Below are 22,377 nucleotides of genomic sequence, written 5' to 3'. Positions count from 1 at the left end.
CACAGGATCGTCGACCATACTGCTGCGCTGTGGAGCAGCGCATAGGTTCGAGCAGCCAGCCCCTGGACGGCGCCGGGGTCGACCCGGCCTTCATCCCCGGGATCACCCCACCCGTGTCCGAAGAGCCGGAGGACGTGGAGCCTCAGGACACGGAGGCGGAGGAGCCGGTCGAGGAGGAGACTCCCGCGGAGCCTGCCGCCTCCGAAGAGGAGGAGCAGGAGCCCGAAGAGGAGGCGGAGGAAGAGGCCCCCGACGGGCCCGTCTTCGAGGCCTCCGACCGCCGCGCCAAGATGGTCGCCGACCACCGCGGCGTACGACTCTCCCTGGACGACCAGGCATGCGAGTTCCGCTGGGACGAGATCGGCGCGGTCGAGACGGAGACCCCCCGCTTCGGCAAGCGTTTCACCATCACGGTGCACACTCCTGACCGCCGCTGGTACCCGATCGAGATCGAGGCGCCGGCCAGGAGCAGCTTCAAGGAGTGGGAAGAACAGCTAGACGCTGTCCTGGACTCCTACTTCGACGAGAACGCCGCGTAGGGGCGCGGGGTTGTGACATTTTGCGGCTCCGCCGCGGGGCGCACCTAACTGCAGTACTGGGCCTCTTTCCCAATAGACCTGTACATACAGTCCGCGTTCTCCAGCAACTGCAACACCGCATCCCGGTTCCGCGACGTCTCCCGCTCGATCACCTCGTCGGGCGGGTAGAACCCACCCCCGGAGCTCGACCGCGGATACATCTCGAAGGTGTACCCGAAGATCTTCTGGTTGCCCCACAGCCAGTCGTCGATCGACCCGTCGGTGATGTACAGGTCACTGGACTGCTCGGGCGTGTAGCCGTTGCTGGCGGCCATCTTGCCGCCCACCGTGGCGAAGGCGTTGCGGTCGTCCGCCGTCATGCCGGTCGTCGTGTCGGCGGAGGTGTACCCGAAGGGCCACAGCACCAGCTCGCTGTACGTGTGGAAGTCGACCCCCGCCTTGATCTGCTGCACACCGCCGACGACCCGGCTGCGCACGAAGTTGGCGACGACCTTCACCTCGGGCGCGGACTCGGCGGCGGTGCCCCGGTACGTCTCCGAGGACGTCGACCCCGACGACCCGCCACAGCAGCCCCACCGGTAGTTCCAGTTCCGGTTGAGGTCGGTGCCGACGTACGACGAACCGGAGTTGGGCTGCCGGTTCTTCCGCCAGGAGCGGTACGAGCCGCTCGCGATGTCGTACTCGCCGCCGTCGGGGTTGAGGTCGGGCACGATCCAGATCTCGCGGTTGTTCACCATGCTGGTGACACGGGAGTCGGTGCCGTAGTCGGACGTCAACTCCCGCAGCAGATACAGCGCCATCTCGACGGTGAGGTGCTCACGCGCGTGCTGGTGGTGCGTGAACAGCACCTCCGGCTCGGACTCGTCGGTGGAGACGTTGTCGCTGATCTTGATGGCGACGATGTTCCGGCCCTGGTACGACGTGCCGATGGTCCGCTGGCTCGCGATGCCCGGGTTGGCCGAGACGAGGGAGTTGATCTCGCTCGTCATCTCCGCGTAGTTGTGGTACTTGGAGTCGGCCGACGGGAAGTCGAGCAGCCGTACGTCGTCCTCGCCGGCCGAGCGGTCCGGGACCGCGCCCAACGGCGTGACCTCGTAGCCGAGTTGGCGCAGCTTCTTGATCTGGTCGGCGCGGCCCGAGACGACCACGCCGTGGTCGTCGGCGTCGTCGACGGTCACGCCGGCCTGCTGGATCGCCGTACGGTCCTTGGCCGTCGAGTGCATATGGACCTCGTACTGGCGGATGTCGTCCGCCGAGGCCGTGGGGCGGGCGCCGCCGTCCGCGGTGGCGTTCGTGGCCGTCGCGGCGAGGGGGGCCGCGAGCGCGAAGGCGGCGAGAGCGGCCAGCGCGGCGGTTCGTCTGCCGCCTCGCGCGCCTGAGCCGCGTATGCGAAGTCGCATGAAATCTCCTTGTTTCTCCAGTAGTTCCGGGGTCTCCGGAGTGGGGAGTGGAGCTGGGGGGTGTCTCTCTGCGACGTACGTGTGCGGGGTGTGGCGCTCATGGTGGAGGTATGGCATGGCCCGGTCAAGAGTTGGCCAGGAGTCAGTGGCCGGAAATCGGCCGCGCAGTGTACGCCCGCCCGTCCCGGCAGACCCGGACCCCGGCGAAGTGCACCCGACGGTGTGACCGCGGCGTGCAAATATGCAATCCGGCGGGGGAGAGTGGGGGATCTCACCCCCCGGCTTTCCTCGGACCCCCACACCCTCCCAAGGACTGGCTGATCATGGGCGGATCAGCGCCACGACGGGACCGTCACCTGCCGGCCGAGACGACCAGTTTCGTCGACCGCCGGGACGAACTGGCCGAAGGCCGCGAGCTGTTGGCCCGCGCCCGGCTGGTCACGCTCACCGGACCCGGCGGCGTCGGCAAGACCCGGCTCGCCGCGCGCCTCGCGGCCCGGGTGGCCCGCGCCTTCCCGGACGGCGTGCGCTTCGTGCACCTGGCGGGCCTGCACGACCCGGCGCTCGTCCCGCTCGCCGCCGCCGACGCGCTCGGCCTGCACGACCACTCCTCGCAGCCCCCGCTGGACGCCCTCGTGGAGCAGGTACGGGACCGGCGGCTGCTGCTCGTCCTCGACAACTGCGAGCATCTGCTGCCCGCCTGCGCCGAACTCGCCGCCGCCCTGCTGCACGGCACCACCGGCGTCCGTGTCCTCGCCACCAGCCGCCACCGCCTGGGCCTCACCGAGGAACACCTCCTGGACGTACGGCCGTTGCCGGTCCCCGACCCGGACGGTGACCTCTCCGCCGCCGACGGCTACCCCGCCCTGGCCCTCTTCGCCGACCGCGCCGCCGCCGTCGTCCCCGGCTTCCGTCTCACCGCCGCCAACCGGGCCGCCGTCGCCCGGCTGTGCCGCCGCCTCGACGGCCTCCCGCTCGCCATCGAACTCGCTGCCGTCCGGATGCGCGTCCTCGGCGTCGAGCAGCTCCTCGACCGCCTCGACGACCGCTACCGCCTGCTCAACGCCGGCAGCCCGGCCGCCCTGCCCCGGCACCAGACCCTGTGCGCCGCCATCGACTGGAGCCACGAACTGTGCACGGAGCGCGAGCAGTTGGTGTGGGCGCGCGCCTCCGTGCTGGCCGGCAGCTTCGACCTGGACACGGCGGAAGCCGTGTGCGCGGACGGCGAGAAGGTCGGCGCGCACGATGTCCTCGAAGCCGTCGCCGGACTTGTCGACAAGTCGGTGCTGTGCCGGGAGCCGGGTCCTGACGGGGTCCGCTACCGGCTCCTGTTCACCCTGCGCCACTACGGCCTGGAGCGGCTGCGCCGGCGGCCCGGCGAGGAGACCGCCGCCCGGCGCCGCCAGCGCGACTGGACGCAGGCGTGCGCCGCCGCCCATGAACGCGCCTGGTTCGGTCCGGGACAGCGCGAGACCGTCGCCCGGCTCCGCGCCGACCAGGACAACCTCCGTGCCGCCCTCGACTTCTGCCTCACCGCCCCCGGCGAACGCCTCGCCGGACTGCGGCTCGCGGGCACCCTCTGGTTCTACTGGCACGCCTGCGGCGCACCCCGCGAGGGCCGCTACTGGCTCGACCGCGCCCTCGACGCCAACCCCGAGCCGACCCCCGAACGCGCCCGCGGCCTGTGGGTCGCCGGACTCCTCGCAGCCGCCACCCAGGACCTCGCCCGGGGCCTGGACCTCGCCAAGGACGCCCGCCGCCTCGCCCGTCACCTCGGCGACCCGGCCGAGACCGCCCACGCCGAGTACGTCATCGGCGTCCTCCAGCTCTTCGGCAACGACCTCCAGATCGCCCTCGCCCACTTCGAGACCGCCGTCGCCCGCGGCCGCGCCCCCGGCCAGCACCTCAGCATGCACGGCCTCGACAAGGTCGAACTCGCCTGCGCGCTCGCCCTGCTGGGCCAGGCCGACCGTGCCGTCGCCGTCTGCGAGGCCGCGCTGCCCGAATGCGCCGAGCACGACGAGGACTGGGTGCGCTCCTACCTGCTGCGGATCCTCGCCCTCGCCCACACCGTCCGCCAGGACTGGCCACGCGCCGAACGGCACGCCCTCGACGCGCTGCGCCGCAAGCTCGACGTCAACGACGTCATCGGCATCGGTCTCACCCTCGACCTGCTCGCCGTGATCGCCGCCGAACGCGGCACCCCGGAACGCGCCGCCGTCCTCCTCGGCGCCGCTGACCGCGTCTGGGCCGACATCGACAAAGGCCGCTGGGGCTCGGACGCCCTCAACTCCGCACGAAGGCAGTGCGAGAAACGGGCGCGCGAAACGCTGGACGGGCCCGCCTTCCAGCGATCGTACGAACGCGGCAGTGCGCTCGGCTTCACAGAGGCCGCCGCCTACGCCCTCAGCGACGAACAGCCACCGGACGACACCAGCGAGCGGCCCTCCAACGGCGTCCGCCTCACCCGCCGTGAGACGGAGGTCGCCGCGCTCGTCGCCGAAGGGCTCGCCAACCAGCAGATCGCCGACCGACTGGTGATCGCCCGCCGAACCGCCGAAGGCCATGTGGAACGCATCCTCAGCAAGCTCGGCTTCAGCAACCGCAGCCAGATCGCCGCCTGGGTGGCGGCCCAGCGCTGAACCGTCAGGCACCTCCCTCCCCGACCTCGAAGGGAACCCGTGACCAACCAACCCGCCCCAGCCCACGGGGCGTTCGACCACCGTATGGCCGTCTTCGGCACGGACGACGCATTCGTCGCCGCCGCCCTCCCGTTCCTCACCGAAGGCCTCGGCGCCCCCGGCGAACCCCCGCCCGTCGCCATCGCCGCCCCCGGCAAGCTGGACCTCCTACGGGACGCCCTTGGCGCAGACGCCAAAAGCGTCGGCCTGATCCCGCAGACCGACTGGTACACCGGCAATGCCGCCAACGCCGTCGCCCAGGGCGCCGGTTACCTCGCCGCGCACGCCGGACCCGGCGGCCGTATCCACCTCCTCATGGAACCCGTCTGGGACGGCCGCGCCGGACGCTCACCCCGCGAGACCGCCGAGTGGATCCGCTACGAGGCCCTCGCCAACCTCCTCTTCGCGCCGCTCGCGACCACCGCCCTGTGCGCGTACGACACCCGCACCGCCGGCGCCGCCATCGTCGCCGCCGCCCGCCGCGCCCACCCCGGCACGGGCGCCTACGTGGACCCGGTCACGCTCGCCACCGAGCTGGACGCCGTACCGCTGCCGGAGCCTCCGGCGGACGCGCAGCACCTCCACCACCCGGACCCGGACGCCCTGTGCGCCGGCGCGGTCGCCCGTGGACTGTCCTCCCCGGACGCCGAGTTGTTCGCCGGCGCCGTCCTCGCGGCGGCGGCCTCCCTCGGGCCGGTCACCGGCGCGCTGCTGTGGGGCGCCGCCCCCGCCTGCGTCTGCGAACTGCGCACCACACGCCGCGTCGCCGACCCGCTCGCCGGGTTCATCCCGCCGCCCGACGCCGAACTCGAGCCGGACCAGGGGCTGTGGTTCGCCCGGCAGGTGTGCGCGTACGTCGATGTGCGCGACGACGCGGAGGGGGCGACCGTACGTCTCCAGTACGGGTAGGCGTACGTCGACGCAGGTACGGAAACAGGTAGTCCTCCCCGTGTGCGGTACACGCGGGGAGGACACCGTAGGAACCATGCTGCAACTCTCCGGGGGACGCCTCCCGGAACCCGGTCCCAGATACGGCGCCTATCCCCAACCGCCCTTGGGGGCAGGCCACTTGAGCGTCGAGTACGAGCCGCGTGCGACTGCCGTCGGTGAGGCGCGCAGGGAGGTCCGCCGGCAGCTGGAGATATGGGGACTGGGCGAGCGGGAGGACGTTGTCGACACTGCCGAGCTGCTCGTCAGCGAGCTCACCACCAACGCGTTGCTGCACTCCGAGAGCCGGTTCACGCTCACCATGACCGCCGCGCACGGCGTGCTGCGGTGCGAAGTCGCCGACGCGGGTGGTGGGCGGCCGCGGGTACTTGATGCGGGTACGGCTGAGAGTGGGCGCGGGATGTTCCTGGTGGATGCGCTGGCGCTTCGCTGGGGGTGCGAGCGGGATGGGGCGGGGACGACTGTGTGGTTCGAACTCGGTACGTGTGGGTGTGCGTCAGGTGGTGCTTCGGGCTGCGGGTAGTCGGTGGCTGGTCGCGCAGTTCCCCGCGCCCCTTTGGGTTGGTCGGCGCACGACCCCTTGTCTGTGCCGTTCTTTTGCGGTTTCTTGATCGGCATGGCTGAGACCACGGGTAATCAGGCGACCGGCGACGTCACGCGCACTCCCCGCAAGTCCAGTTGGAAATACATCGGGCCCGGCATCGTCGTCGCGGCGACCGGTGTCGGGGCCGGTGACCTGGTGGCGACGCTGATCGCGGGCAGCAACTTCGGGTACACGCTCCTGTGGGCGGCCGTCATCGGCTGCCTCGTCAAGATCTCGTTGGCCGAGGCGGCGGGGCGCTGGCATTTGTCGACGGGGCGGACGCTGTTCGACGGGTGGGCGAGTCTGGGGCGTTGGACGACGTGGTTCTTCGTCGTCTACGTCGTGATCTGGGGCTTCGTCTATGGCGCGGCGGCGATGTCGTCGAGTGCGCTGCCGTTGCAGGCGCTGTTCCCGGATGTGATGGACCTCAAGTGGTGGGGCATCGCGTGCGGGCTGGTCGGGCTGGTGTTCGTCTGGTTCAACAAGTACGCGGTGTTCGAGAAGGTCATGACGGTGCTGGTCGGCGTCATGTTCGTGGTGACGGTGTATCTGGCGATCCGGGTCACGCCGAACCTCGGGGACGCCTTCGCGGGGCTGTTGCCGGTGCTGCCCGACGAGAAGGACTCGATCCTCAACACGCTGGGCCTGATCGGTGGCGTCGGCGGCACCATCACGCTGGCCGCGTACGGGTACTGGGTCAACGCCAAGGGGTGGACGAACACCGGGTGGATGAAGGTGATGCGCCTGGACAACCGGGTCGCCTATGCCACGACCGGCGTCTTCGTCGTCGCCATGCTCTTCGTCGGCGCGGAGATGCTGCACTCCGCGAACATCGCCATCGCCAGCGGCGACAAGGGCCTCATCCAGCTGGGCGACATCCTGGAGGACGAGTACGGCTCGGCGACGGCGAAGTTCTTCCTGATCGGCTTCTTCGCCACCTCGTTCACCTCCCTCATCGGCGTCTGGCACGGCGTGAGCCTGATGTTCGCGGACTTCGTGGCCCGGCAGCAGAAGCGCGAGAAGGCGACGGGCGAGGAGGTGGCGTCCGGCGAGCGCGAGCGGGCCTGGCCGTTCCGCGCCTACCTGCTGTGGCTCACCTTCCCGCCCATGGTGCTGCTCTTCGAGGGCCAGCCCTTCCGACTGATCATCATCTACGGCGTCCTGGGCGCGGCCTTCCTCCCCTTCCTCGCCGGCACCCTGATCTGGCTCCTCAACAGCTCACGCACCCCGCGCGAATGGCGCAACGGCCCGGTGAGCAACGCGATGCTCGCCATCGCCGGGCTGCTGTTCCTGGTGCTGTGCGTGAAGCAGATCTGGGACCAGCCCTGGTCCGAGTTCTTCTAGGTCCTCGGGCCGCGTTACCGTGCGCTCATGCAGCAGCCCGATCCCGGCCCACCGCCGTCGACACCGCCCGGCTTCGGCCCGCCCCCGCAGCCGTACGTCCCCCCGCAGCCCTACGTCCCCGCGCCGCCGCCCGGCCCACCGTCGTACGCACCTCACCCCGCGCCGATGCCGCCCCACCCGGCTCCCGCGGGCCCGGAGTTCCTGGCCGTGGACCGGCGCAACGCCGTCGTCGTGGACGCCTCCGGGGTCGCCTTCGAGAACCACGGCATGAACCTCGACCTTACCTGGCCCGAGATCCGCGGCGTCCACTACAAGGCGAACGGCAACGTCCTCGTCGTCGGGGTCGCCCACGTCGACGGGCGGTTCTTCGAGTGCGCGGTCGACGCCAAGCGCGGCGATCGGCTGGGGGAGTGGTTCGGTCAGCTGGCGGGCGTGCTGGGGTACTACCGGCCCATGGGCTGAACCCACTTCGGGCTGAGGGCGATCTCCCGCAGCTCGGCGATGGTCAGCGCTGGGGTGTCACGGGTCGCGGCGGTGTGCTGGGCACCCGAGTTGAAGGCGCTCACCACGACGCGCCGGCCGTCGGTACGGATCGTGTCGACGGTCCACATGACGACCCCCTCGCCGCCCTTCTCGCCGGGGCCCTGCCGCACGGCGACCTTCGTGCCGTCGCCGAGGACCTCGGCGTCCGCGCCGAAGAGCTGGTCCGCGACGTCGCGCATGTCGGGCTGCACATTGATCTGGACGAGGCTCTGGCCGCTGCCGTCGTCGGCCACGACATAGCCGTACTCGCCCTCACCGCCCTGGGAGACGACCTCGGTGTCCTTGGGGAGCAGGGCCGCGAGCGTCTTCTGCACGTCGGTGCCGGTGGGCTCGGCGGGCCGGTCGGTGGATGCGTCCGAGGTGTCGGGTGACTTCTCCGCCGGGGCGTTCCTGGCGGCGGCGTCGATGGCGATCATCCAGAAGTCCTTGGTGGCGATGCTCTTCAACTGCCCCGGCGACAAGGGCGGTTGGTCGCGGGTGAGCGGAGCGTCCTTCTCGGCCTCCGCGTTCCACTCGCTCACCATGACGTGATGGCCGTGCGGCGTGACGAGCGAGGCGTACCACTGCTTCGTCTCCACGCGTCGGTCCGGGTACTCGTACCCCTGGTAGATCATGAGCGTGCCGTCGTGCACCTTGCTCGTGGTACAGGCGTCGTACGCGACGAGGGCCTTGTCCGGGCAGGTGGTCAGCTGCTCGGCCGCCTCGCCGCCCGCCTCCACCTTGGCCAGGGAGACGCTGACGAGCGCGCCGCCCTTTCCGTCGTCGTACACCAGCGAGGCGTACGGCGATCCCGTGCTGGTGCCCGCGCCCTGCTGCCGGCTGTACGTCCCCTTGGGGAGCATCTCCTCGAGCGCGCGGACGACGGTGGCGCCCGGCAACTGGCCGTCGGCGGAAGGGCTCGGTGTCGAGCTGTCGACGGCCACGGACGCCCGCCCGTCGGCGTCGTCGGCCGGCAGGAGCAGCGCGCTGCCGACGCCGACGAGCGCGATCCCGGCGACGCCGCCGACGAGGGCCGCCCGGCGGCGGTACCGCAGTCGGCGGCCGCGGGCCTCGCCGGCGACGACGAGGGCGTGACGGTCGGTCTCGAAGTGGTCGCCGGCCTCGGTCAGGGCGTTGCCGAGCCGGTGTGCGAAGAGGTCTTCCTGGGGTTCGGAGGGCATGGCAAACCACCGTTTCTGCAGAGGTGTCGGTCTGGGCTCGATGGCGAATGAGGGGTGGCGTGGGTCAGGGGCGGCGTGGATCAGGGGGCGGCGTACTCGTCCATGTCCTCGCCGAGGAATTCGCGCAGCCGGGACAGCGCGCGGGTGCACCGGGTGCGGACCGCGGCCGAACTGGTGTTCATCGCGTCGGCGGTCTCCTCGATGGAGCGGTCCTCCCAGTAGCGCAGGACGACCACCGCCCGGTCCTTGGCGGGCAGCCGGGCGAGCGCTTCCAGCAGGGTGAGCCGCAGGGAGGTGTCGCCGGCGGCGGCGTACGGCAGCTCCGGCAGGACGTCCGTGGCGCGCTCGGTGCTGCTGCGGCGGCGCTGATGGGCGAGGAAGGTGCGGGTGAGGACGGTCTGCGCGTACCCCGCCGGGTTGCCGACCCGGGAGACGCGTCCCCATCTGACGTACAGCCGCCCGAGGGTCTCCTGCACCAGGTCCTCGGCCAGATGCGTGTCCCCCGCGGTCAGCAGGCACGCGGACCGGTAGAGATGCCCCGCTCGCGCCGCCGCGAACGCCGCATACGTCTCGGCACCGCTCCCGCGGACCTGTCTCATGGACTCCCCCCTCGTCGGCCTTCACCTCATTGATGCGGTGGGCCCGGGGAAATGTTTCACAGCGACAAGACCGACGCGACGAAGGGGCACCCGGCGGATTCGCCGGGTGCCCCGTTCGATCGTCATCGCCTACGGCAGCCCGTGCACATGCGGCCCCACCGCGTTGGACCACGCGTTCCCGGCCGCCGCGTCCCAGTTGGTGGACCAGGTCATCGCGCCCCGCAGGTCGGGATAGGTCCTGGACGGCTTGAAGGAGCCGCAGTTCGTGCCCCTCGCCAGGCAGTCCAGCGCGTTGTTCACCACGGAGGGCGAGACATACCCGCTGCCGGCGCCGCGCGTCGAGGCCGGAAGACCCAGGCCCACCTGCGACGGTGCCAGACCGCCCTCCAGCTGGATGCAGGCCAGCGCCGTCAGGAAGTCCACCGAGCCCTGGCTGTAGACCTTGCCGTCGCAGCCCAGCATCGAACCGCTGTTGTAGTACTGCATGTTGACGACCGTGAGGATGTCCTTGATGTTCAGGGCCGTCTGGAAGTAGGAGTTCGACGTCGACTGCATGTCGATCGTCTGCGGCGCCATCGTGATGACCAGCGACGAGCCCGCCTTTGACGAGAGCGACCGCAGCGCCTGCGTCATGTAGGTGGCGTTGAGGCCGTTCTCCAGGTCGATGTCGACGCCGTCGAAGCCGTACGTCTGCATCAGCGAGTACACCGAGTTCGCGAAGTTGGCCGCCGATGCCGAGTCGTTCACGGCCACCGTGCCGCGCTCACCGCCGACCGAGACGATGACCTTCTTCCCGGCCGCCTGCTTCGCCTTCACGTCCGCCTTGAACTGGTCGACCGTGTAACCGCCGAGCCCCGCCGAGTCCAGGTTGAAGGTCACCGCGCCCGGCGTCGACGTCGCGTCCGCGAACGCCACCGCGATGATGTCGTACTGGGACTGGACGTCCGCGAGCTTCTGCACCGTGGCGCCGTTGTTGAAGTTCTGCCAGTAACCGGTCACCGCGTGCTCCGGCAGGGCGGGGCCCACCGGGGTCGCCGTCGTCCGCCCCGTCACCGCCGCCGACTTCACCGACTCACCGGCCGCGTTGACCGCCGTGACCTGGAAGGCGTACGAGGTGGAGGCGGTGAGTCCCGTGACGGTGGCCGACGTTCCGGTCACCGCCGTCACCTTCGTACCGTCCCGGTAGACGTGGTAGCCCGTTGCTCCCGCGACCGTGTTCCAGGCGAGGGACACGGACGAGGACGTGGTGCCCGACACCGACAGACCGGCCGGCGCACCGGGGATCGTCGGCGCCGGATCGGTCCCGCCGTCCCCGTCGGGGCCGTACACGGAGAGGTCGTCGGCGTAGTACGCGGGCTGTCCGTACCAGCCGTGCGTGTACACCGTGACGGATGTCGTCGAGGCACCCGTGGTGAACGACGTCGTCAGCGGCTTCCAGCTCGCCGAGTCCGGGGTCCAGGTCGACACGTCCGTGGTGCCGGTGCCGGTCACGCCCAGATAGGCGTACCCGCCCTGCACCCAGGCGCTCAGCGCGTACGTCGAGTTGGGCTTGACGGCGACCGTCTGGGTGCAGCGGGCGTTGTCCTGCCCGGCCGGGGTCGCCTTCAGCGCGGTCGTGCCGGTGCGCACGGGGGAGGTGACCGTCGTGCCGCTGTTCGCGGAACAGGTCCAGTTGCTGAGGCCGGCCTCGAAACCGGCGTTCTTGGCGTTGTTGACGTCGGCGGCGGACGCCTGGCCCGCACCGGTGAGGGAGAGGGCCAGGGCGGCGGTGACGGCACCCGCCCAGAGTCGTATCGATCTTTTCTGTGGGGACATGACAACACGTTGGTCCAGACCAATTCTGTTGTCAAGAGGTGCTGCCGAGATGCTCAACCTGCCCCGTTTTGGCAGCTCTTGTGCATCGCCGGATGCTTCACAGCTACAGAAACGCTGTTCTCCGGTCATTGACGCGTGGTTACAGTGCTTTGGTAGTCACGCTGTGAAGTCGACTCGGTGCGTCGGGGTATCACCGGCGGGCCGACAGGGGCGGGTGAACCGGGGAGCTGCACGTGCCAACTGCCATTGCCGTGACCAGTGCCGACCTGGCGCTGCCGCCGCACGACGAGCGCACCGTGCCCGCGGTGGTGCTCCCGGACCTGGACCGGCAGCCGCTCGACCAGTCGCTCGCCGCCGTGCAGGCGCTGATCGACCAGCACGGTCATGTCATCGTCGTGTGCTCACAGGCGGTTCCCGCGGCCGTGACGCAGCGGCTGCACACCGTACGGTCCCTGCTGGAGAGCGACCGGATCGCCCTGTTCCGTCCGTCGCTGCCTCCGCTCGGACTCGCCGTCCTGGCCCGCCAGTTGAGGCAACTCGCCTCCTGCGACCTCAGCCCCGGCGTGCTCGCCTCCGCCGGCCGGCTACTCACGCACTACATCCACGCCGGCGCGCTGCTCGGCTCGGTCGCCCGTCTCGACCGCGTCCCCGTCGGCCTGAAGTCGCACGCCAAGTCCTGGGTGCCCGGCACCCACTTCGGGGTCGTCGCACATCCCGAGCCGCAGCTGGTGAAGCTCCAGCCCGGAGCCGCGCTGACCGGCCCGGAGTTCGCGACCTGGATGCTGTTCGCCAAGGGGCAGCTGCAGTCGGACTGGGTCACGGAGAGCCTGGCCAACTCCTGGCGGGTGCACGGGCTGCGGGAGGCCCCGCTGCCCGCCGAGTCCCCGCACTGGTGGGGGACCGGCAAGCTGATCGAGTTCTGCTCCTACCTGCCCGACCTCTCGGTCCTCTACCAACTGGTCACCTCGGTGCGGCAGAACGTCTGCCACTGGTGCGGCATCGACGTCATCGGCGACCGCTGCGTCTTCTGCTCCGCCACCCCGCCCGTCCTCGAGGAACAGCACCAGAGCCTGCAAAAGCCTCGGCAGCACAGGCAGATTCAGCACCAGAACCGGAAACAGATAACAGCCGGATGAGCCCGCACCACCCGACACCGCTCGACCCCCACCCCCCGATGAGGTTCTACGGTTCATGAACTCCCGTCAGCGCCGCGGCGTGATACTCCTGCTCCTGTCGGTCCTGTGCGCCCTCGGCGCGTTCGCCGGCGTCCTCTCCGTCGTCAACGACGTGGAGTCCAAGGTCGGTCCCGAGGTGACCGCCTACCGGGTCAAGTCGAACGTGGAGCCCTACGAGGCCCTCGGCGCGGGCCAGTTCGAGAAGGTCGAAATGCCGGAGCGCTGGCTGTCCGACACCGCCGTCACCGATCTGCGGCAGATCGAGGGCAAGATCGCCGTGACGACCCTGAAGAAGGGCTCCCTGCTGCAGAGCGACATGATCGTGGACCAGCCCGCGCTGCAGGCCGGGCAGCAGGAAGTCGCCATCATGATCGATTCGGCGACCGGTGTGGCGGGCAAGATCACGCCGGGTTCCACGGTCAACGTGTATGCCACTTTCGAGGGCGAGCGTGAGGGTGACCCCGATCAGTCCAAGATCATCGTGACCAACGCCAGGGTCCTCGACGTCGGCGATCTCACCCCGCTCGAGCCCGACGCCGACGACCGCACCCGGGAGGCCACCAAGGCCGTTCCCATCACCTTCGCGCTCTCCGCGCTCGACGCCCAGCGCATCACGTACGCCGAGTCCTTCGCCCAGCGGGTCCGGCTCGCGCTGGTCGCGCCGGGGGAGACCGGCACCATTCCCGAGCAGGACCGGACGTACGAACTCGCCAAGGACAAGTGAGAGGCCCGCATGCCCACGAGGATCCTCCCGGCGGTCGGCGATCCGGACGCGGTCCGGTCCCTCACCACCCTGCTCAGCCAGCTCCCGGACGCCGAGCCGGTCGCCCCGGTGGTCGACTCCACCCAGCTCGTCGACACCCTCTCCCGGCTCGCCGCCGAGTCGGTCGACGAACTGCCCGAGGTCGTCGTCGTCCACGAACGCATCGGCCCGGTCCCCGCCCTGGAGCTGATCCGCGACGTCGCCCTGCGCTTCCCGGCCGTCGGCGTCATCCTGGTCACCTCCGACGCCAGCCCCGGCCTCTTCCAGGCCGCCATGGACTACGGCGCCCGGGGCCTGGTGGCGCTCCCGCTGAACTACGAGGAACTGGCCAGCCGCGTCCAGGCGGTCGCCCAGTGGTCCACGGGCGTACGGCGCCATCTGGGCGGCGCGGTCGACGTGTTCACCGGTGTGGGCGGCACGGTGATCACGGTGAGCGGCGCCAAGGGCGGGGTGGGCGCGACCCTGACGGCGATCCAACTCGCCCTCGCCGCCCAGGCGTCGGGCCGGTCGGCCGCCCTGGTGGACATGGACCTCCAGGCCGGCGACATCGCCTCCTACCTGGACATCCAGTTCCGGCGCTCGGTCGTCGACCTCGCCATCATCACTGACATATCCCCGCGCGTCCTCGCCGACGCGGTCTTCCGCCACGACACCGGCCTCGCGCTGCTGCTCGCCCCCGGCGAGGGCGAACGCGGCGAGGAGGTCACCGACCGCGCCGCCCGGCAGATCGTCGGCGCCCTGCGCTCCCGCTACGAGGTCGTCGTCATCGACTGCGGCGCCCAGGTGAGCGGCGCGAGCGCGGCGGCGGTCGAGATGGCGGACAGGGCCCTGCTCGTCACCACCCCGGACGTGGTCTCCGTCCGCGGCGCCAAGCGCACCGTCCGCATGTGGGACCGGCTCCAGATCCGCAAGGCCGAGGAGACGACGGTCGTCGTCAACCGCCACACCCGCGGTACGGAGATCCAGCCCTCGCTGATCCAGAAGATCACCGGTACGGCCGTGGCCGCCACGGCCGTCCCCGCCAACTTCAAGGAACTCCACGCCGCGGTCGACGCGGGCCGCGTCCACGAACTCGACGGCAGAAGCACGGTCAAGCAGGCTCTGTGGGCGCTCGCGGCCGAACTCGGCCTGGTGAACGCCCCCGAAGGCGACGTCCGGCGGGGCGGGCGGGGGGCGGTCGGCTTCCGGCGGCGGAGGGACGGTGGGGGATGAGAGTCCGCACGCGCGACGAAGGCCAAGTCACCATCGAGTTCCTCGGGATGACCCCGCTGATCATCCTCACGCTGGTGCTGGTGTGGCAGTTCGTGCTGCTGGGGTACACGTTCACGCTCGCGGGGAATGCTGCGGACGAGGCGGTGCGGGCGGGGACGGCTTCGGAGGGGCAGGCGGCCTGCGAGGAGGCGGGGCGCCGGAATCTCCCGAGCGCGTGGCAGGGAGGTGCGACCGTGGCATGCAGCGCGAGCGGCGGCTATGTCACGGCCGATGTGCACCTTGAGGTGCCCGTCCTCTTCCCGGGCTCGATCGGCTTTCCGTTCACAGTGGATGGCCATGCGGGTGCCGTGCAGGAGGAGGACTGAGATGTCGTACCGACTCTTCTACGGCCGTAACGACCGCGACCGCGGCCAAGTCGCCATCGAATACCTCGGGTTCATCCCCATCCTGCTCCTCGTCGCACTGGCCGGCGTACAGGTCGGGCTGATCGCCTACGCCGCCCAGCAGGCCGGTACGGCGGCGCGGGCGGGGGCGCGGGCCGCGTCGCTCGACAACAGCGCCCAGAGCGGTTGCGTGAACGCGATCAGCGACTGGCTGTCCGTCTCCTGTTCCGAAGCGGGTGGTGGCGACGAGGTCACCGTCACCGCCACGGTCCAGATCCCGTCGATCGTCCCCGGCTGGGACTTCGACCCGGCCACCAAGACCGCCACCATGCCGGTCGACCACTGAACGAGGTATCCCATGAGCCTGCGGTCCCGCATCAACACCCCGGAGGAGAACGGCAGCCGGGGCGAGGACGGGCACCTCGTCGCCTCGTACCGGGCCAAGCTCCTGGAGGAGATCGACCTCGCGGAGATGAGCTCGCTGGCGGCGGCCGAGCGCAGGGCACGCCTGGAACGCGTCCTCGGGCACATCATCAGCCGCGAGGGCCCGGTGCTGTCGACGGTCGAACGTTCGCAGCTGATCCGGCGGGTGGTCGACGAGGCGCTCGGGCTCGGCATCCTCGAGCCGCTGCTGGAGGACGCGTCGATCACCGAGATCATGGTGAACGGCCCGGACGCGATCTTCGTAGAACGCGGCGGCCGGGTCGAGCAGTTGCCGCTGCGCTTCCCCTCCCACGACCAGCTGATGCAGACGATCGAGCGGATCGTGTCCACGGTCAACCGGCGTGTCGACGAGTCGAATCCGATGGTCGACGCACGCCTGCCGTCCGGCGAGCGTGTGAACGTGATCATCCCGCCGCTGTCGCTGACCGGCGCCACGCTCACCATCCGCCGCTTCCCGCGCTCGTTCACGCTCCAGGAGCTGATCGGTTTCGGCTCGCTGGACGAGCACATGGTGTATCTGCTGGCGGGGCTGGTGCAGGCCAGGTGCAACATCATCGTGTCGGGAGCGACGGGCACCGGAAAGACGACGCTCCTCAACGCCCTGTCGGGGCTCATCCCCGAGAGCGAGCGCATCATCACCATCGAGGACTCGGCGGAGCTCCAGCTCCAGCAGTCGCATGTGATCCGCCTGGAGTCCCGTCCGCCGAACGTGGAGGGCCAGGGGCAGGTCACCATCCGCGATCTGGTGCGCAACTCCCTCCGGATGCGCCCGGACCGCATCGTCGTCGGTGAGGTCCGCGGCGGCGAGTCCCTGGACATGCTCCAGGCGATGTCGACGGGCCACGACGGCTCGCTCGCGACGGTCCACGCCAACAGCGCGGAGGACGCGCTGATGCGGCTGCAGACCCTCGCCTCCATGTCGGACGTGGAAGTCCCCTTCGTGGCGCTGCACGACCAGATCAACAGCGCCGTCGACGTCATCATCCAGCTCACCCGCTTCGCGGACGGCGCCCGCCGCGTCACCGAGATCGCGGTCCTCGACAGCCACGGGGGCGAGCCGTACCGCATCGTGACCGTGGCCCGCTTCGACGCCCAGCCGATGACCCACGACGGCCGGGTGCACGGCAGCTACGTCCACTTCCCGCTCCCGCGCCGCACCGCCGACCGCCTCTACATGGCGAGCCAGCCCATCCCGCAGGCCTACGGCGTCGCCCACACCCCAGCCCAGCTGTCGACCCGAGAAGCCAGGTAGGACCACCCCGATGGAACTCGACAACCTCGTCACGCTCACCACCGGCATCACCCTGCTGACCTGCGTCCTCTTCGTGGTGGGCCTGCACTCCTACGCGGCGGGCAGGGCGCAGCGGGCGGCCCTCGTGGAGCGTCTGTCGGCCGCCGGCCAGGTCCCCGTCGGCCGCCGGCGCCGCTTCCGCAACCTGGACCGCCGGGTGCGCCGTACGAAGGTGGGCAAGGATCTGGAACTCCGGCTGGCGGCGACGGGCCTGGACGTCACCCCGGGCGAGTTCTTCGCCTACATGCTCGCGTCGGTCGCGGGCCTGTGGCTGATCGGCCAGGCGACCCTGGCGCCCTTCTTCGGGCCGCTCGCCGGTGCGCTGGGGATCTGGGTGGCGATCCAGTTCCTCAACTGGCAGCGGCAGAAGCGGATCGAGAAGTTCATCAACCAACTGCCCGAGCTGGCCCGCATCCTGGCGAACGCGACGCACGCGGGGCTCGCCCTGCGTACGGCCATCGGGATGGCGGCGGAGGAGCTGGAGGCACCGGCCGGGGAGGAACTGGCCAAGGTGGCCAACCAGTTGGCGGTGGGCGCGTCGATGGACGACGCGCTGGGCGAGCTGGCGGACCGGTTGCCGTCGCGGGAGCTGGTGGTGCTGGTGACGACCCTGGTGCTGTCGAACCGGGCGGGCGGACAGGTGGTGACCGCGTTGCGGAATCTGACGGAGACGCTGGAGGAGCGGAAAGAGACCCGCCGCGAGATCCGCACCCAGCTCTCCCAGGTCACCATGACGTCGTACGCCGTCCCCGTGCTCGGCATCGGCTCGCTGCTCCTGATGAACGGGGTGCAGGAAGGCTCCCTGGACCGCATGACGGGCTCACCGGTGGGACAAGGGGCGGTGATCCTCGCGTTCGCGCTGTACGCGATCGGCTTCATCATGATCCGCCGCTTGTCCCGGATCGACGTCTGAGGCGGGGGAGACGGACATGGCACTCCTCCTGGCCCTGGTGATGGGCATCGGCGTCTGGGGCATCTTCGCCGGCATCCGCATGTACCGTGCCGACGCCAAACTCCCCAGCGACCTCGCGCTGGCCCTGGAGGTCGGCGCGACCCGGACCGGCGCGGTCGACTCCCTGATCGACCGCATGGGCATGCGGTACGCGCCCGCGGTCCTCCGGATGATGGGCCCGAAGCAGGTCGCCAAGTACCGCCGCAAGATAGACCTGGCGGGCAACCCGGGCGGTCTCACGATCGACCGCTACGCCGCACGCCGGGCGGTGTACGGCGCGCTGGGCGGCGTGGGCTGCCTGGTGTTCGTACTGCGCGGCCAGTACCTGGTGGCGCTGCTGCTGCTCGCCTTCGCGGCGTTCTGGACGGAGGTGGGCATCTGGTCGGCGATCCGCATCCGCAAGGACGTGATCGAGCGGACCCTGCCCGACTTCCTCGACGTACTGGCGGTGGTGGTCAGCGCGGGCCTGGGCTTCCGGCAGGCCCTGGACCGCGTCGCCTCGAAGTACGAGGGCCCCTGGGCGGACGAACTCCGCATCACCCTGCGCCAGATGGACCTCGGCATGAGCCGCCGCCAGGCCTTCGCGGAACTGCGGCGGCGCAACGACTCCGAGCAGGTCGCGATGTTCGTGACCGCCTTGCAGCAGGGCGAGGAGCTGGGCGCCCCCATCGTCGACACGCTGGTCGCCCTGGCCAAGGACATGCGCAGGACCGACGCGCAGAACGCCCGCCGCAAGGCCGCACGCGCCGTCCCCAAGGCCACGCTGATGATCACCACCTTCATGGTGCCGGCCACGATGATCCTGCTCGTCGCCGGGCTGCTGCTGGGGTCGGGGACGGACTTCGGGACTGTGACGGGGGAGTAGGGGGGAGGGATCAGCGATGGCGATGACGAGGGCGGGCAGGGCGGGCCTGAGGGGCGAGGCCCGCGGTCTGCGACGCCGTCGGCCGGTTTCCGCCGCCGAGCCACCCCCGCAGACACCACCCGAACCCGCGCTCCCGCTCCAGGTGAACGCCCTTCAGGCCATGTGCCGCCAGGTCTTCGGCTTCCGCCTCGCCATGATCGCCCTGGCCGCCCCCTCGGCACTTCTCAACGCCAACCCGGGCTGGGGCACCCGCCTCGTAGGCAGCGCCGTGGTCGTCACCTTCATGGTCTCGTACGTCCTCTTCCGGGACTGGGAACGCTTCGGTCCCCTCCTCCTGCGCCACCCCACCCTCCTCGCCCTGGACACCCTCTTCGGCTCGCTCCTCCTGATCTCCGCGGGCCCTGACACCACCCTCGCCTACGTCAGCGTCTGCACGCCCCTGCTCGCGGGCATCGTCTACGGCTGGCGCGGCGCCGCCGTCTTCGCCTCGCTCCAGTCCCTGATCCTCCTGCTGGCCCACGCGACGCTGCGGAAGGGTCACGTGGACCTCGCGGAGTCCCTGCTCCTACCAGGGTTTTGCGTCATCAACGGTGCGCTCGGCTCGGCCCTGCGCAACCTGATGCTCCGCTTCGGCACCGCCACCCAGGCCCTGACCACGGTGAAGGCCCGCCTCGCCGTCACGGAGGCGGTCGACGCGGAACGCGCCCGGCTGGCACGGGAGATGCACGACTCGGTGGCCAAGACCCTGCACGGCGTGGCCCTGGCGGCGGACGGCCTGGCGAACTCGGCGAGCGCACCGGACACGGACCCCGCCCTGATCAAACAACAGGCGGAACTGATCGCGAGAGCAGCACGCAGGGCGGCGGCCGAGTCCCGCGAACTCCTGGAGGACCTGCGCCAGGAATCCGACCCGAGCCCGACGACCGACATCCTCACCCAACTTGCCACCTACACCAGCGACTTCACGAGGCGTACGGGGCTGCCGGCGACGTTCCATCCGCCGGCCGACGCCGACGATCAGCCACTCTTGACAGCGCACGCAGTGGCTCGCCAACTCCTCACGATCGTCGGCGAGGCCATGGAGAACGCCCACCGCCACGCGTCCGCGACCCAGGTGACCGTACGCGCAGGCGTCCAAGACGGCGCGCTGCGCATCAGCGTGTACGACGACGGACGCGGCCTGCCTCCCGGCTCCACCGTCGAACAGCTCCGCGACTCCGGCCACTTCGGCCTGCTCGGCATGGTTGAACGGGCAGAGTCGATGGGCGCGCGCCTGCACTTCGGCCGAGGCGACGACGCACGAGGCACGGAGGTCCGCCTCGAAATCCCCCTGGCGGCCCTGACGCCATGCAGCAGCAAACGAAAGGAGGCCGCCTGATGCCCCAAGCCCTCCCGCACGTACGGGTATTGGTCGCGGACGACAACCCAGTGGTCCGAGCAGGCCTCACCGCGCTGCTGTCCGGCCGAGAGGACATCACCGTGGTCGCGCAGGCCGCCGACGGCCGCGAGGCCTGCGAGGCGGCGGACCGACACCGCCCCGACGTGATCCTCCTGGACGTCCGCATGCCCGAACTGGACGGCATCTCGGCATTGCCGCACCTGGCCTCCATCGCCCCGGTCATGATGCTGACGTACAGCACGGAACCGGCGACCGTCCGGGAGGCATTGCGTCAAGGGGCGGTCGGCTATCTGGTCCACGGCGAGTTCACGGCGGACGAGCTGGTCACCGCGGTGCGGGACATCCGGGAGGGCCGACGGCACTTCACGCGCACAGCGGTGAATGCGACTGCATACGGTGAGAATTCACCTGCCCGTCGTCCGAAGCTACCGGAACAACTCGCTCCACCAGGCCAGTTAGCCACTGCGGGCAGCGTACCCACGCCCACTTTCGGGAAAGGGCTTTCGCAACTGCAATCGTATATGGGACAGTCGTTGGACCGGTCGCGGTTCCGACTGAGCATGAGGGAGGCGGAGATCATGGACCTCATCGCAACTGGCCTGAACAACCAGCAGATCGCCGCCGCCTGCTTCATCAGCGAGAAGACCGTCAAGAACCACATCAACCGCATTTTCGCCAAACTCCACAGCACCAGCCGCGCCGAAGCCGCCGCGAAGTGGCTGGGCACGGCACCGAGTTCCGCGACAGGACTGGGGTGACCTGCGGTGACGTCCTGGGGGAACAACAAGGCGAGCATCCGACTCCGCAGCCGGGTCCGGATTTGGGCCCTGGGGCCCTCGGCAACCCGGGGTGTTCCTGCATACACTCCGCGTGCCGAAGGCGACGACACCGGAGGGGTGCGGCATGCGGATGCGCGACAACGACAAGGGGCAGACTGCGGTCGAGTACCTGGGGATCATCGCGGTGGTTGTGGCGATTGTGTTGGCGATCACTGGGACGGACATCGGGCAGACGATCTACGACGCCATCACCACGCAGATCGCGAATCTCACCGGCTGACGTCAGCCCGTAGATTCGGCGACGCAGGGCAGGCTTTCCCCATCTACATCACGGTGGTCGGGGGCCTGCTCTTTCTCGCGTTCGTTTACCTGGCGGTTGGCCAGGCGGCCGCGAACCGGAACGGCGCTCAGACGGCAGCGGACGCGGCCGCGCTCGCGGCTGCCCTCGACACCCGCGACAAGCTCACGGACGAGTGGGTGGACAACGTTCTCGACCCGACGAAGTGGCGGGACATCCTCGACGGCGTGGATGTGGAACTCGACGGGTGCGGGCGGGCTCACGAGTTGGCAGCGCAGAACGATGCAACGGCGGCCTGCGACCCGATGCCCGGGCTGCCGCCGGGCTATGAGGTCACTGTTACGACCACGAAGTCCGTCGGCGACTCCATCGTGCCCGGCACGGAGAACACATACTCAAAAGCCTCCGCCGCCGCCGTGATCGAGCCGCTGTGCGACTTCGATCCCCCGGGTGAGGATGCCGGGGACGACGTACTGCCGGAGCTCAACTGCGAGGACGACGTGAACTGGGAGCTGGACCCGGACGATCTCGGCGATCTCCCGGGCCCCGAGGACCTCTTCGACGTCCATCTGGCCGACGCGCAAGCGAATGACGAGTGACGAAGGAAGCAGAGCGATGAGCATTCGGTTCACTGCGAAGGCCCGCAGGGGGATGGTCGCGTTGACGCTGGCGGCCGGTCTGGCCGTCGGTGTGTCCGGCTGCGGCGGCGGTGGTGGCGGCGACGACGAGAAGCCGAAGGCGTCCGCATCGGCTTCCAAGGACGGCGGATCCGACCCGAGTACTCAGGAGGGCCAGTCGGACACGCCGATGGCTGAGTTGAAGGGCTCGAACGGACTGCTCCTCCAGATCGCCTCTGCTCAGCGTGACGCCGGCGGCTTCGTCACGGTGAACGCCGAACTGAAGAACGACGGTGCCGAGAGCGTCACGGTGCCCGCGGCGCTGAGCGGAAACGAGACCGAGATCGTCCGAAACGGCAGGTCGCTCGGGGGCGCCACGCTTGTCGACTCAAAGGGCAAGAAGCGGTACTACGTACTGCGCGACACCGATGGCCGCCCGCTGACGACCACGGGTTTCTCGATCCTCAAGGCCGGCGACAGCCTGGCGGTGTTCATGCAGTTCCCGGCACCGCCCGCGGACACGACCGAAGTGGCGTTCCAGTTGCCGACGTTCGCCTCCGCCACCATCCAGATCTCCGGGTGAGGCC

23 protein-coding genes are annotated in these 22,377 nt (G+C 70.1%); 19 read left to right on the top strand and 4 right to left on the bottom strand.

Going from position 1 to position 22,377, the window contains the following annotated elements:
* Positions 1-29: 29 nt before the first annotated feature.
* Positions 30-539, top strand: coding sequence for a hypothetical protein (locus tag OG828_RS18895; protein WP_328501791.1), 510 nt, complete (start codon positions 30-32; stop codon positions 537-539).
* Positions 540-583: 44 nt separating this feature from the next.
* Here OG828_RS18895 and OG828_RS18890 read toward each other — a convergent pair whose 3' ends face one another.
* Positions 584-1,939, bottom strand: coding sequence for a M14 family metallopeptidase (locus tag OG828_RS18890; RefSeq protein WP_328357894.1), 1,356 nt, complete (start codon positions 1,937-1,939; stop codon positions 584-586).
* A 323-nt stretch (positions 1,940-2,262) separates the two neighbouring features.
* Between OG828_RS18890 and OG828_RS18885 the strand changes: the two genes are divergently transcribed.
* The 5 genes from OG828_RS18885 (at position 2,263) to OG828_RS18865 (ending at position 7,957) form a co-directional block, all read left to right on the top strand.
* A complete protein-coding gene (locus OG828_RS18885; protein ID WP_328501790.1) occupies positions 2,263-4,581 on the top strand; it encodes an ATP-binding protein in 2,319 nt (772 codons plus the stop codon).
* A gap of 39 nt (positions 4,582-4,620) precedes the next feature.
* Positions 4,621-5,529: an MEDS domain-containing protein gene (locus OG828_RS18880; RefSeq protein ID WP_328501789.1), complete on the top strand. Its 909-nt coding sequence runs from the start codon at positions 4,621-4,623 to the stop codon at positions 5,527-5,529.
* Between the two features lie 76 nt (positions 5,530-5,605).
* Positions 5,606-6,091, top strand: coding sequence for an ATP-binding protein (locus OG828_RS18875; RefSeq protein WP_328501788.1), 486 nt, complete (start codon positions 5,606-5,608; stop codon positions 6,089-6,091).
* Between the two features lie 93 nt (positions 6,092-6,184).
* The gene (locus OG828_RS18870) at positions 6,185-7,495 is read left to right on the top strand and encodes an Nramp family divalent metal transporter (protein ID WP_328501787.1); all 1,311 of its coding nucleotides are present in this window, start codon (positions 6,185-6,187) and stop codon (positions 7,493-7,495) included.
* A 27-nt stretch (positions 7,496-7,522) separates the two neighbouring features.
* A complete protein-coding gene (locus OG828_RS18865; RefSeq protein ID WP_328501786.1) occupies positions 7,523-7,957 on the top strand; it encodes a hypothetical protein in 435 nt (144 codons plus the stop codon).
* Here OG828_RS18865 and OG828_RS18860 read toward each other — a convergent pair.
* The 3 genes from OG828_RS18860 to OG828_RS18850 all read right to left on the bottom strand — a co-directional run bounded on the left by OG828_RS18860 (position 7,939) and on the right by OG828_RS18850 (position 11,612).
* Positions 7,939-9,198: a hypothetical protein gene (locus OG828_RS18860; RefSeq protein WP_328501785.1), complete on the bottom strand. Its 1,260-nt coding sequence runs from the start codon at positions 9,196-9,198 to the stop codon at positions 7,939-7,941. The two genes, OG828_RS18865 and OG828_RS18860, sit on opposite strands and share 19 nt — an antisense overlap.
* A gap of 80 nt (positions 9,199-9,278) precedes the next feature.
* Positions 9,279-9,797: a SigE family RNA polymerase sigma factor gene (locus OG828_RS18855; protein ID WP_328501784.1), complete on the bottom strand. Its 519-nt coding sequence runs from the start codon at positions 9,795-9,797 to the stop codon at positions 9,279-9,281.
* A 129-nt stretch (positions 9,798-9,926) separates the two neighbouring features.
* Complete coding sequence (locus OG828_RS18850; RefSeq protein WP_328501783.1) at positions 9,927-11,612, bottom strand: chitinase; 1,686 nt, start codon at positions 11,610-11,612, stop codon at positions 9,927-9,929.
* Between the two features lie 233 nt (positions 11,613-11,845).
* On the opposite strand from OG828_RS18850, the gene OG828_RS18845 reads away from it, so the two are divergent.
* The 13 genes from OG828_RS18845 (at position 11,846) to OG828_RS18785 (ending at position 22,373) form a co-directional block, all read left to right on the top strand.
* Complete coding sequence (locus OG828_RS18845; protein ID WP_328501782.1) at positions 11,846-12,748, top strand: hypothetical protein; 903 nt, start codon at positions 11,846-11,848, stop codon at positions 12,746-12,748.
* A 55-nt stretch (positions 12,749-12,803) separates the two neighbouring features.
* Complete coding sequence (cpaB, locus tag OG828_RS18840; protein ID WP_210577078.1) at positions 12,804-13,511, top strand: Flp pilus assembly protein CpaB; 708 nt, start codon at positions 12,804-12,806, stop codon at positions 13,509-13,511.
* A gap of 9 nt (positions 13,512-13,520) precedes the next feature.
* Positions 13,521-14,762, top strand: coding sequence for an AAA family ATPase (locus OG828_RS18835; RefSeq protein ID WP_328501781.1), 1,242 nt, complete (start codon positions 13,521-13,523; stop codon positions 14,760-14,762).
* The gene (locus OG828_RS18830; protein WP_328438795.1) at positions 14,759-15,127 is read left to right on the top strand and encodes a TadE/TadG family type IV pilus assembly protein; all 369 of its coding nucleotides are present in this window, start codon (positions 14,759-14,761) and stop codon (positions 15,125-15,127) included. The genes OG828_RS18835 and OG828_RS18830 overlap by 4 nt, the downstream gene beginning before the upstream one ends.
* Before the next feature lies 1 nt (position 15,128).
* The gene (locus OG828_RS18825) at positions 15,129-15,491 is read left to right on the top strand and encodes a TadE/TadG family type IV pilus assembly protein (protein WP_328438794.1); all 363 of its coding nucleotides are present in this window, start codon (positions 15,129-15,131) and stop codon (positions 15,489-15,491) included.
* 12 nt (positions 15,492-15,503) lie between these two features.
* Positions 15,504-16,841, top strand: coding sequence for a CpaF family protein (locus OG828_RS18820; RefSeq protein ID WP_328357854.1), 1,338 nt, complete (start codon positions 15,504-15,506; stop codon positions 16,839-16,841).
* A gap of 10 nt (positions 16,842-16,851) precedes the next feature.
* The gene (locus OG828_RS18815) at positions 16,852-17,793 is read left to right on the top strand and encodes a type II secretion system F family protein (protein ID WP_328357853.1); all 942 of its coding nucleotides are present in this window, start codon (positions 16,852-16,854) and stop codon (positions 17,791-17,793) included.
* 16 nt (positions 17,794-17,809) lie between these two features.
* Positions 17,810-18,697, top strand: coding sequence for a DUF5936 domain-containing protein (locus OG828_RS18810; RefSeq protein ID WP_328501780.1), 888 nt, complete (start codon positions 17,810-17,812; stop codon positions 18,695-18,697).
* Between the two features lie 22 nt (positions 18,698-18,719).
* Complete coding sequence (locus tag OG828_RS18805; RefSeq protein ID WP_443062507.1) at positions 18,720-20,075, top strand: sensor histidine kinase; 1,356 nt, start codon at positions 18,720-18,722, stop codon at positions 20,073-20,075.
* Positions 20,045-20,854: a response regulator transcription factor gene (locus tag OG828_RS18800; RefSeq protein ID WP_328501779.1), complete on the top strand. Its 810-nt coding sequence runs from the start codon at positions 20,045-20,047 to the stop codon at positions 20,852-20,854. The genes OG828_RS18805 and OG828_RS18800 overlap by 31 nt, the downstream gene beginning before the upstream one ends.
* A 112-nt stretch (positions 20,855-20,966) precedes the next feature.
* On the top strand, positions 20,967-21,155 hold the full coding sequence (locus OG828_RS18795; protein WP_328442649.1) for a Flp family type IVb pilin: 189 nt from the start codon (positions 20,967-20,969) through the stop codon (positions 21,153-21,155).
* On the top strand, positions 21,152-21,772 hold the full coding sequence (locus OG828_RS18790) for a pilus assembly protein TadG-related protein (protein ID WP_443060280.1): 621 nt from the start codon (positions 21,152-21,154) through the stop codon (positions 21,770-21,772). The genes OG828_RS18795 and OG828_RS18790 overlap by 4 nt, the downstream gene beginning before the upstream one ends.
* A gap of 16 nt (positions 21,773-21,788) precedes the next feature.
* Positions 21,789-22,373 carry a hypothetical protein gene (locus tag OG828_RS18785; protein WP_328438790.1) on the top strand — a complete coding sequence of 195 codons (585 nt, stop codon included), beginning with the start codon at positions 21,789-21,791 and terminating at the stop codon, positions 22,371-22,373.
* Positions 22,374-22,377 lie beyond the last annotated feature (4 nt).

The organism is Streptomyces sp. NBC_00457, from assembly GCF_036014015.1.
Lineage (GTDB): Bacteria > Actinomycetota > Actinomycetes > Streptomycetales > Streptomycetaceae > Streptomyces.
This window is presented reverse-complemented; position numbering and strand designations above follow the sequence as displayed.